General features: G+C 74.4%; 6 protein-coding genes and 1 tRNA gene. All 7 read left to right on the forward strand.

The genetic code is table 11. From position 1 onward, the window contains the following. The first annotated feature begins 387 nt into the window (after positions 1-387). Positions 388-460, forward strand: a tRNA-Ala gene (locus ACWCXH_RS38820). A 181-nt stretch (positions 461-641) separates the two neighbouring features. Next, the gene (locus ACWCXH_RS38825) at positions 642-1,946 is read left to right on the forward strand and encodes a hypothetical protein (RefSeq protein WP_449806230.1); all 1,305 of its coding nucleotides are present in this window, start codon (positions 642-644) and stop codon (positions 1,944-1,946) included. Positions 1,947-2,259: 313 nt separating this feature from the next. Continuing rightward, positions 2,260-5,148 carry a leucine--tRNA ligase gene (gene leuS, locus ACWCXH_RS38830; RefSeq protein WP_449806231.1) on the forward strand — a complete coding sequence of 963 codons (2,889 nt, stop codon included), beginning with the start codon at positions 2,260-2,262 and terminating at the stop codon, positions 5,146-5,148. A 298-nt stretch (positions 5,149-5,446) separates the two neighbouring features. Continuing rightward, the gene (locus ACWCXH_RS38835) at positions 5,447-6,280 is read left to right on the forward strand and encodes a hypothetical protein (protein ID WP_449806232.1); all 834 of its coding nucleotides are present in this window, start codon (positions 5,447-5,449) and stop codon (positions 6,278-6,280) included. 146 nt (positions 6,281-6,426) lie between these two features. Then, entirely contained in the window at positions 6,427-7,305 is an 879-nt protein-coding gene (locus ACWCXH_RS38840; protein WP_449806233.1) for a DegV family protein, read from the forward strand. 436 nt (positions 7,306-7,741) lie between these two features. Then, complete coding sequence (locus ACWCXH_RS38845; RefSeq protein ID WP_449806234.1) at positions 7,742-8,455, forward strand: helix-hairpin-helix domain-containing protein; 714 nt, start codon at positions 7,742-7,744, stop codon at positions 8,453-8,455. A gap of 42 nt (positions 8,456-8,497) precedes the next feature. Next, positions 8,498-11,161 carry a ComEC/Rec2 family competence protein gene (locus ACWCXH_RS38850; RefSeq protein WP_449806235.1) on the forward strand — a complete coding sequence of 888 codons (2,664 nt, stop codon included), beginning with the start codon at positions 8,498-8,500 and terminating at the stop codon, positions 11,159-11,161. Positions 11,162-11,265 lie beyond the last annotated feature (104 nt).

Raw genomic sequence — 11,265 nt, forward strand, 5'->3', positions numbered from 1 at the left:
CCCCGACGCTCTTCCGATCGCTTGCATGGCATGCAAGAGGTCTGGGGTTCAATTCCCCATAGCTCCACAGTCGCCGAGAGGCCGCCACCCACCGGGTGGCGGCCTCTCGTGTTTTCCCGCACCGTTCTCCGGTGGCCGGTCAGGCTCGGCAGACGTGTCGCCGGCCGCCGGTCGCCCGGCCGGCTCGGCGGGGTGCCGCGGCGGGATGGTGACGGTCATCCAGCTCGGCCGGGCGATCGGGGCCGCAGTGCTCGGCTCGGTGTTCCTCGGTCGGGGCCGGGACGTCGGGGCCGGGAAACGGATTAGTGGAGCACCCCCGCGACCGTGTAAAGTAGTCGATGTCGCCGAGGGAAACCGGACGGAAACCCCGGTGACATCGCAGGTCAAGGGGCTATAGCTCAGTTGGTAGAGCGCTTGCATGGCATGCAAGAGGTCTGGGGTTCAATTCCCCATAGCTCCACAGAAGTCGAGGGCCGTCTCCCGATCCGGGAGGCGGCCCTCGGCCGTTCCCGCCTCCGCGCGCCCCGCCGTTCCGGCTGGCCTCCGTGGGCTCCGCCGTTCCGGCCCGTGCGCCCCGCCGTACGCCCCTCGTCTGTGCATGCCACCGGCACGGGACCGCGCAGGACCGCTACCGTCGTGCCATGGCCGATCTGGAGCGAAGGCGGAACGAGGAACTGGCCCGGATACTGCACCAGCTCGGCTGGAGTCCGGAGCGGCTCGCCCGCGAGGTGAGCCTCGCCCTGCCGCCCGGCCTGGCGATCAGCTCCACCGCCCCCTACAAGTGGCGCGACCGGGGCATGGTGCCGCGCAGCCCGCACGACCAGACCGTGTGCGAGGTGCTCAGCCGCACCCTCGGCATCGCCGTCACCTACGAGCAGCTCTGGGGCCGCATGGGCGGCCACCGCGGCGCCAAGATCCTCTCGCCCCGGCTGCTCACCGACCCGTGGACCGCCGACAACGCCCAGACCGCTCTCCGCGAGGCGGCCACCGACGCCGGGCCCGTCCGCCTCACCGACTTCTTCCGCAGCGCCGACCTCGACCAGGCCGCCGACCGGCTCTCCTCCCCGCCCCCGCCCGTCGGCGGTGGCGAGGGCGCGCTGCGTGTCGACCCCGGACTCGTCGGCGAACTCGGCCTCTCCTACCGCAGCAAGCAGCGGCTGGAACGCTCCTGCGGCGGCGGCCTCGTCCTCGGCCCCGCGCGCGCCGAACTCGCCATGGTGGCCAAGCTGCTGGAGCTCGGCGCCTACGACGAACGGCTCGGCCGCGACCTCTACGGCCAGTCCAGCCGGCTCGCCCGGCTGGCCGGCTGGGCAGCCTACGACCTCGGCCACGACGCCGCCGCCCAGCGGGCGTTCGTCGCCGCGCTGCGCGCCGCCCACGTCAGCGGCGACGCCCGGCTCGGCGTCTTCGTGCTCGGCGGCCTCGTCGTGCTCGCCACCCAGGGCGCGGGCGGGCGCGGCCTGGACGCCGTCGCCGCGCTGACCACCGCCCTCGACGCGCACGGCCACGCGCTCGGCGCCCCCGGCCGGGCCCGCCAGCTCGGCCGGATCTCCCGCGCGTACGGGCGCCGCGGCCTGGCCGAGGAGGCCGCCGAGGCCGCCGAGCGGGCCTTCGCCGAACTGGAGGGCCTGCCCGGCACCGAGGAGGCCCGCGCCGACCTGGCCGGCATGGTGGGGGAGGGCCGGCTGTTCCTCGGCCAACACCGCAGGGCCAAGACGCTGCTCGCCGAGGCCGTCGCAGGCCTCGGCCCCGGCCGGGCCCGGGCGAAGGCGCTGCTGATGGTCCGGCTGGCCGAGACCCACCGCCGCCTCGGCGACCAGCGGGAGGCCGCCCGCACCGCCGCCGCGGCCCGCACGCTCGCCTCCGGCATGCAGTCCGAGCGGGTCGCGCGGGCGCTGCGCGACTTCGACGCGGCCGGGCGGGCGGTATCCCCGGGAGCGCGCTGACCCGCTTGCGGTACCCTGAGCCCATGCGAACCGTGCGCCTGCTCCTTAGCCGGCCGCGCTGACCAGGACCGGCTGCGCCCTCGGGCGGTGCCGGAGTCGGCGTGGCGACCCCTCCTGCGAGGGGCTTTTTTGTTTTCCGCCCCGTTTCCGGCCCGGTCCGGGGTTTCGGTACCGGCCCGCCGCGTCCGGGGTTCACATGCCCGGTCCCGTGTCCCGTCCATGGGCGGTCCATGGGGGTGGTCCATGGGCGTAGTCCATGTGCACGGTTCACGTGCGCGGTTCGCCAACTGACATCGATGGAGCTTGAAGGACCATGAGCGAGACGACCCCTGCGTCCGGTGCGGCCGAGACCGCGACCGAGCCGTTCCGGTACAGCGCCGCGCTGGCGGCGGAGATCGAGTCCCGCTGGCAGGACATCTGGGAGAAGGAAGGCACCTTCAACGCTCCCAACCCGGCCGGCGACCTGGCCGACCCGGCCGCGGGCGACGTCACCGCGAAGCCGCACAGCTTCATCATGGACATGTTCCCGTACCCCTCGGGTGCGGGCCTGCACGTCGGCCACCCGCTGGGCTACATCGCCACCGACGTCTACGCCCGCTACCAGCGGATGACCGGCCACAACGTCCTGCACACGCTGGGCTACGACGCCTTCGGCCTGCCCGCCGAGCAGTACGCGGTGCAGACCGGCACCCACCCGCGGGTCTCCACCGAGGCCAACATCGCCAACATGCGCCAGCAGCTGCGCCGGCTGGGCCTGGGCCACGACCCGCGCCGCTCGATCTCCACGATCGACCCGGAGTACTACCGCTGGACCCAGTGGATCTTCCTGCAGATCTTCAACTCCTGGTACGACGAGGCGGCCGGCAAGGCCCGCCCGATCGCCGAGCTGATCGCCGAGTTCGAGTCCGGCTCGCGCGAGGTGCCGGGCGGGCGCGCCTGGACGGAGCTGTCCGGCGCCGAGCGCGACGAGGTCCTGGGCGAGTACCGCCTGGCCTACGCCAAGGAGGTGCCGGTCAACTGGTGCCCGGGCCTGGGCACCGTGCTGGCCAACGAGGAGGTCACCGCGGACGGCCGCTCCGAGCGCGGCAACTTCCCGGTGTTCAAGTCCAACCTGCGCCAGTGGATGATGCGGATCACCGCCTACTCCGACCGGCTGATCGCCGACCTGGACCTGCTGGACTGGCCCGAGGCCATCAAGCTGCAGCAGCGCAACTGGATCGGGCGCTCCGAGGGCGCCCGGGCCGACTTCGCGGTGGGCGACGGCGAGAAGATCACCGTCTTCACCACCCGCCCCGACACCCTGTTCGGCGCCACCTACATGGTGCTGGCCCCCGAGCACGGCCTGGTCGACTCCATCGTGCCGGCCGCGTGGCCGCAGGACGTGCCCGCCGAGTGGACCGGCGGCGCCGCCACCCCCGCCGAAGCCGTCGCCGCCTACCGCGCCGCGGCCGCCGCCAAGTCGGACGTCGAGCGGCAGGTCGAGGCCAAGGTCAAGACCGGCGTCTTCACCGGCGCCTACGCCGTCAACCCGGTCAGCGGGCAGCCCGTCCCGGTGTTCATCGCCGACTACGTGCTGATGGGCTACGGCACCGGCGCCATCATGGCCGTCCCCGCCCACGACCACCGCGACTTCGCGTTCGCCCGCGCCTTCGCGCTGCCGATGCGCTGCGTCGTCGAGCCGACCGACGGGCGCGGCGAGGACCCGTCGACGTGGGACGACGCCTTCGACACGTACGACTCCGTCATCGTCAACTCCGCGCGCGAGCAGGGCGACCTGTCGCTGAACGGGCTGAGCGTCGTCGAGGCCAAGGCCGCCGCCACCGCGTGGCTGGCCGGGCATGGCATCGGCGAGGGCACCGTCAACTACCGCCTGCGCGACTGGCTGTTCAGCCGCCAGCGGTACTGGGGCGAGCCCTTCCCGATCGTCTACGACGAGGACGGCGTGATGCACGCGCTGCCCGAGTCGATGCTGCCGGTCGAGGTGCCCGAGGTCGACGACTACTCGCCGCACACCTACGACCCGTACGACTCCACCTCCTCGCCCAAGACCCCGCTGTCCCGCAACGAGGCCTGGGTCAATGTCGAGCTGGACCTGGGCGACGGGCCGAAGAAGTACCGCCGCGAGACCAACACCATGCCCAACTGGGCGGGTTCGTGCTGGTACGAGCTGCGCTACGTCGACCCGTCGAACGGCGCGGCCGTGGTGGACCCGGCCAACGAGCGCTACTGGCTGGGCCCGACGGCGAACAAGCCGGCCGGCGGCGCCGACCTGTACGTCGGCGGCGCCGAGCACGCCGTGCTGCACCTGCTGTACGCGCGCTTCTGGCACAAGGTGCTGCACGACCTGGGCCACGTCTCCTCCGTCGAGCCGTTCCACAAGCTGTTCAACCAGGGCATGATCACCGCCGACGTCTACCGCGACGAGCGCGGCTTCCCGGTGCCCGCCGCCGAGATCGAGGAGCGCGACGGCAAGTACTACTGGCAGGGCGAGCCGGTCAAGCGCGAGGCCGGCAAGATGGGCAAGTCCCTGAAGAACGCCGTCGCCCCCGACGACATCGCCGACGAGTACGGCGCGGACACGCTGCGCCTGTACGAGATGTCGATGGGCCCGCTGGACGTCTCGCGTCCGTGGGACACCCGGGCCGTCGTCGGCTCGTACCGCTTCCTGCAGCGGCTGTGGCGCAACGTCGTCTCGGAGTCCACCGGTGAACTGGTCGTCACCGACGAGCAGCCCGACGAGGCCACGCTGCGCGCGCTGCACAAGGCGATCGACGGCATCCGCGGCGACATGGCCGGGCTGCGCTTCAACACGGCCGTGGCCAAGGCGATCGAGCTGAACAACCACCTGGTCAAGCGCGGTTCCACGCCGCGGGCCGTCGCCGAGCAGCTGGTGCTGCTGGTCGCGCCGCTGGCCCCGCACATCGCGGAGGAGCTGTGGCGCCGGCTGGGCCACGGCGACTCGCTGGCGCACGCCGACTACCCGGTCGCCGACCCGGCGTACGTCGTGGACGAGGCCGTGACCTGCGTCGTGCAGATCAAGGGCAAGGTCAAGGCCCGGCTGGAGGTCGCGCCGACGATCTCGGACGCCGAGCTGGAGGCGCTGGCCCTGGCCGACCCGGCGGTCGTCGCGGCGATCGGGGACGCGCCGGTGCGCAAGGTGATCGCTCGGGCGCCGAAGCTGGTCAACATCGTCACGGGGTGACGGGCTGACGGCTCTTGTGGGCGGGCGTCCTTCGGGACGCCCGCCCGTTTTCGTGGGGTGTATGGCGCGTGTGGCGCGGGGCGTGTGGTGCGGGGTGCGGGGCGTGTGGGGGTACGCCCTCCGGAGGATCCCCGATCTGTCCCTGATCTCGGCTGATCGGGCCCGTTCGGCCTGCCCCCGGGACCGGGCCGACGGCTACCGTGGAACCCTCGGCGGGGCGGCCCGCGTCGGCCCGGAGGGGTCGAATCGGTGGGGGCGGACCGGCGGCGGTCGGCCCGGTGGCGGAAGGTGGCTCGTGATGGACGTGCTCGGCGTGATGATCGGCCTGGTCCTGCTCTTCGGGATCGCGGTGGTCGTGCTGGCCGTCGCCGGCACGGTCAAGGCGGCCAAGGCCGTCGCCGCCAAGGTCGAACGGCACGAGGCCAACGCCCGGCGCGCGGTCGAGAACGCCACGCTCAAGGCGAAGACGTTCACCAAGCCCGGCCCGCAGGGGCAGATCGCCGCCGTCCGGCTGGGCCTGCGCACCTCGCTCGACGGCACCCGGCAGGTGCTGGAGGCCGGCCTCGCCCAGGACGGCCAGCTCGGTGAGGCGCTCGCCCTGCTGACCCGGCTGGACGCCCACGCGGCGGAGCTCGACGGCGAGCTGCGCGTGCTGGAGCGCGAGCCGGACACCGGGCGGATCGCGGCCAAGCTGCCCGAGCTGCGCGAGCGGGCCGAGCGGATCACCCACTCGGCGGAGACCATGCGGTGGGCGGCGCAGGACCGGATGCACCGGTTCGCGGAGGACGAGCTGAGCAGGCTCAGCCAGGAGTGCGAGAGCGAGGCGGGGGCGCTGCGGCACTGGGACGGTGCGGGGGCTTCGAGCTCGGCGGGGGCTTCGAGCTCGGCGGGTTCTCCGGGTTCGGCGGGTTCTCCGGGTTCGGCGGGTTCTTCGGGTGCTTCGCGGGTGGCGGCTTCGGGGGCTTCGGGTTCGGCGGGGGCGGGTGCGGCCGGGGAGGCGTCGACGCCTCGGGCCGGGCTCACCGACGGGAAGGGGCGGCCGAGCGCCGAGGACCTGCTCGGGCTCGGCGATCCGCTGGCCAAGCTCGCGCAGCGGCTGCGGAAGCCGTCGGCGGGCCCCTCGGCGGGCTGATCCGGTGGCGCCGACGGCCCCGGCAGGCCTCCGGGGGCGGCTGTTCGAGCGGCCGTGCAGGATTGTTCGAGCGGCGCGACGGCGTCGTCCGGGTGCCGGGCGGCCGGCGCTGTCATCCCGGCCGAACGGGGAGTAACCTCCGCCTCATGCCCTCCGACCTCGCACTTGTCACGGATTCCACGGCCTATCTGCCGCAGGAGGCCCTCGACCGGCACGGGATCACGGTGGTCCCGCTGAGCGTCGTGGTCGGGGACGCGGTCCTCGCCGAAGGCGTCGAGATCTCGCCGAAGGACGTCGCCGAGGCGCTGCGCGGCAAGCAGCGGGTGACGACCTCCCGGCCGAACCCCGAATCCTTCGCCGCGACCTACCGCGCGGCGGCCGAGGCCGGGGCCAAGGGCATCGTCTCGGTGCACATCTCGGGGGAGCTGTCCGGCACCGTGGAGGCCGCCCGGCTGGCGGCGGCCGAGGCGCCCGTCCCGGTGGAGGTGGTCGACAGCCGGCTCGTGGGCATGGCCCTCGGGTACGGGGTGCTGGCGGCGGCCGAGGCGATCGCCGCGGGCGAAGACCTGGCCGCGGCGGCCGGTGCCGCGACTCGACGGGCGGGCGGGACCAGCGGGTTCTTCTACGTCGACACCCTGGAGCACCTGCGGCGCGGCGGCCGGATCGGGGCGGCGCGGGCGCTGCTCGGGTCGGCGCTGGCGGTCAAGCCGCTGCTGCACCTGGACGGGGGGCGGATCGAGCCGCTGGAGAAGGTGCGGACGGCCTCGCGGGCGATCGCGCGGCTGGAGGAGATCGCGGTGGAGCGGTCGGGGGAGGGGCCGGTCGACATCACCGTGCACCACCTGGCGGCGGAGGACCGGGCGGAGCCGCTCGCGGATCGGCTGCGGGAGCGGGTGCCGGGGCTGCGGGAGCTGTACGTCGGCGAGGTGGGGGCCGTGATCGGGGCGCACGTCGGGCCGGGGTTGCTGGCGGTGGTGGTTTCGCCGGTGGTGGGTTCGCCGGGGGTGGGTTCGCCGGGGGCGTAGGGGGCGGGAGCCGCTCCCCCGCGGCGTGTGGTCAACCTTGCGGGCGGTCCATCACTCGTGCGAGTTAGCTGTTTTATCCACAACTCCCGTGTTGTCCACAGGGGTTCGGTAATGTCCGCGCGTTCGATCGCGGGCTCCTACCGTGCTCCGCATGACGAGCATGGGCCTGGGCGCGGCGAAGCGCCACGATCTCGACGAGACCGTCCGGCTGCGGATGGCGGCTGTGCTGCCGGTGACGAGTGCGCTGCCGGCTACGAGTGCGCTGCCGGTGGCGGCGCTGCCGGTGGCCGGGGAAGCGGGGGCTGGGGAGGCGGGGGCCGCGGGGCCGCCTTCGGGGTCTGTTCCGCGGCCATCTTCGCGGCCATCTTCGGGGCCTGCTTCGGAGCCTGTTTCGAGTGTCGGTGGACCGGGCGCGGCGCCGGGTGAGCCTGGCCCGGTGGAGCCGCTGGAGGTGGGGCAGCGGGCGCCGTTCCGGTTCGGGCCGGCGGTGATGCTGGACCGGCGGGCGGTGGTGGGGCTGGCCGTCCTGCTGCTGTTCGCGGTCGGGTACGCCGTGCAGCATTTCTGGCTGGCCCGGCCGCAGGCGGTCGCGGTGCCGGCGCTGGCGGCGGGCTCCGGGCCGTCGATGCTGTCACCCTCGCTCCCGCCCGGGGCGGCGGAGACGGGTACGGAGGGCGGTCCGCCCGCGTCGGTGCCGCCTCCTGCCCCCGAGCCCGTCGTCGTGGTGGACATCGGCGGTCGGGTCCACGCGCCAGGGTTGCACACCCTGCCCGGCGGCTCACGGGTGGCCGACGCGCTACGGGTGGCAGGAGGTCCGCTGCCGGAGACGGACACCCGAAGTCTCAACCTCGCCCGGGTGCTGACGGACGGTGAGCAGATCCTCGTCGGCGAGCCTGCGTCGCCGCCCGGCTCGGCCGCCGGGCCCGGTCCGGGTCCTCCGCCCGCTGTCCGGTCGAGGCAGCCCGTCAGCCTCAACCGAGCCACTCTCGAACAGCTCGACGCCCTCCCCGGTGTCGGTCCGACCCTCGCCCAGCGCATCTTCGCGTTCCGCACGTCGCACGGCTCGTTCCGCACGCTCGACCAGCTCCGGCAGGTCAGCGGGATCGGTGCGCGGAAGTACGCGGAACTCCGTCCGCTGCTCACCCTCTGACGTCCCGTGCGCCAACCCGTCCCGCCGAAGGGAGGTACCGCCATGTCCGCCACCGACCAGGCCTCGTCCGTCCGCACCACCGGTGCCGACTTCCGGCTGCTGCTCCCGGCCATCTCCGCGTGGGTGGTCGCGGCGGCGCTCCTGGGACGGGTGCCGGGGCACGACGCCGTGTTCTTCTGGCTGGCGGGCGCGGCCGCGTTGGCCGGTGTCGCGACGCTGGCCCGGCCGGGTGCGCTCCGCCGTGGAGGGGTGGTGGCGACACTGGCCGCGATCCTGCTCACCGGCGCGGCGGCGGCCTCCGCGACGCTCCTGCACACCGCCGACCTGCACCGCGGGCCGCTGCCGAGCCTCGCCCGGGCGGCCGAGCACGGCCCACCGCGTTCGGCGGGCGAGCCGGACCGGGTCGTGGACGTCGAGCTGACCGTCGTCGGCGATCCCAGGTCCCACGCGTTCCGGGGCGGTATGACCGGTGGGCAGTCCGTGCTCACGCTGGACGCGATGGTGGACCGGGTCACCGCTTCCGAGGGACGGGCCACCCGGACCCGGACACCGGTCACGCTCATGGTGCGGGGGCAGGAGGCCGGTCCGTGGCTGGGGTTGCTCCCGTCCGCCAGGCTCGCCGTGGAGGCCGAGGTCAGGCCGGCGGGGGAGGGGTACGACACCGAGGCCGCGGCGCTGCTGGTCGCCCGCGGCGAGCCCCGGCTGCTCGCGCCGCCGAGCCTGGCGCAGCGGATCGCCGGGCGGCTGCGCGAGGGCCTGCGGACGGCCAGCGACGCGCTCCCGCCGGACGCGCGGGGCCTGCTGCCCGCGCTCGTCGTCGGGGACACCTCACGGCTCCCCGACGACCTCCTGGACGCCTTCCGGGCCACCGACCTGGTGCACCTGGTGGCGGTGAGCGGGGCCAACCTCGCGATCGTCCTCGGCGCCCTGCTGGGCTCCCCGGGCCAGGCGGGCACACCCGAGCGGCGCGGGCTGGCCGCGCTGCTGGGCCTCTCGCTGCGCACCAGCGCCCTGCTCGGGACGGCGCTGACGCTGGCCTTCGTCACGATCTGCCGACCGGAACCCAGCGTGCTGCGGGCGGCGGGGACGGGCCTGATCGGCATGCTCGCGCTGGCCACCGGCCGGCCCCGGCAGGCCGTGCCCGCGCTCGCGGGGGCGGTGCTCGTCCTGGTGCTGATGGATCCGTACCTGGCGCGGTCCTACGGGTTCCTGCTGTCCGTGCTCGCCACCGCGGGGCTGCTCGTCCTCGGGCCGCGCTGGGCCGAGGCGCTGCGGTCGCGGCGCTGGCCGCACCACCTGGCGGGCGCCCTCGCGGCGACGGCGGGGGCCCAGGCGCTGTGCACGCCGGTGACGGTGGTGCTGTCCGGGCACGTCAGCCTGGTCGCGGTCCCATGCAACCTGCTGGCCGAGCTGGCGGTGGCCCCGGCGACGCTGCTCGGCTTCGGGGTGCTCGTGCTGGAGCCGTTCTCCCCGGCACTGGCCCGGCTGCTCGCGGAGCCCGCCGGGGTGCCGGCGAGCTGGCTGGCCCTGGTGGCACGACGCGGGGCCGAGCTGCCCGGTGGGCAACTGCCCTGGCCGGGTGGCTGGTTCGGTGTCGTGACGGTCGCGCTGGCCACTCTGGGGGTCTGCTGGGCTGCGCCGTTGCTGCTTCCCCGGCGTGCGGAGCCCGGTGCACGTCCTCGGGGTCGGCGGTGGGTGCGGGCGCTGGTGACCGGCGTACTGCTGGTGGTCCTGATGGCGGTGCTGCTGCGCCCGCCGGCGCTCAGCCGGGTCGCCACGGGGTGGCCGCCGCCCGGGTGGCGCATGGTGATGTGTGACATCGGCCAGGGAGACATGCTGGTGCTGTCGACGGACGTGCCGGGCAGCGCGGTGGTGGTCGATGCGGGGCCGGATCCGAACGCGGCCGATCGGTGCCTGCGGGACCTCGGTGTCACGGGGGTGCCGCTGCTCCTGGTGACACACTTCCACGCCGATCACGTCGAGGGCGTGCCCGGGGTGCTCCGGGGGCGCAGTGTCGGTGCGATCGAGGGCACCACGCTGAACGATCCCCCGGGTGAGGCGGCCCGGGTGACGGGTTGGGCGGCTGGTGCGGGCGTGCCGCTGATCCGTGCCAGGCGGGGTGAACGACGTTCGGCGGGTCCGGAGTTGGCGTGGGACGTGGTCTGGCCCGACGCCGGTGCGGACGTCGAGGCGCCGGGCGCCAACAACGCGAGCGTCGCGATGGTGGTGACGGTGGCCGGCGGGCTGCGGATGGCGTTGCTGGGTGACCTCGAACCGCCTGCCCAGGCCGCGTTGTCGGGGCGGTTGGGGCGCGTGGACGTCCTGAAGGTCGCGCACCACGGGTCCGCCCATCAGTACTGGGACCTGGTCGACGCGTTGCGGCCGAGGCTGGCGTTGATCTCGTGCGGCGAGGGCAATTCGTACGGGCACCCGTCCCCGCGGACGGTGGACCGGTTGCGCGGGCTCGGCGCGGCGGTGCTGCGCACCGACCGGTCGGGGGACATCGCCGTGACGGGTGACTCCCCGGCCACCCTCGGCGCGGCCGTGCACCCGCAGAGCGCGCACGGAGCGCACAAGGCGGGCCCGCACGGCAAGGTCGAGCCGGCCGAATCCCGGACCGGCCACGGCTCGCACATCCCGCGAGCCCCGCCGATCCGACCGCCCGCCTTCCTCGCTCTCCTCCCATCCCCCGGGGTGGCGGGGTAGGGGTACGGGGGATGGGGTGGGGGAGGGGAGGAGGGAGGGCGGGGGGCGGGGCGGGGGCCGGAGATCTGACGAGCGTCGGGGAGGGACGGAGTGGTTCATGCGGG

This window comes from Kitasatospora sp. NPDC001660, from assembly GCF_053596725.1.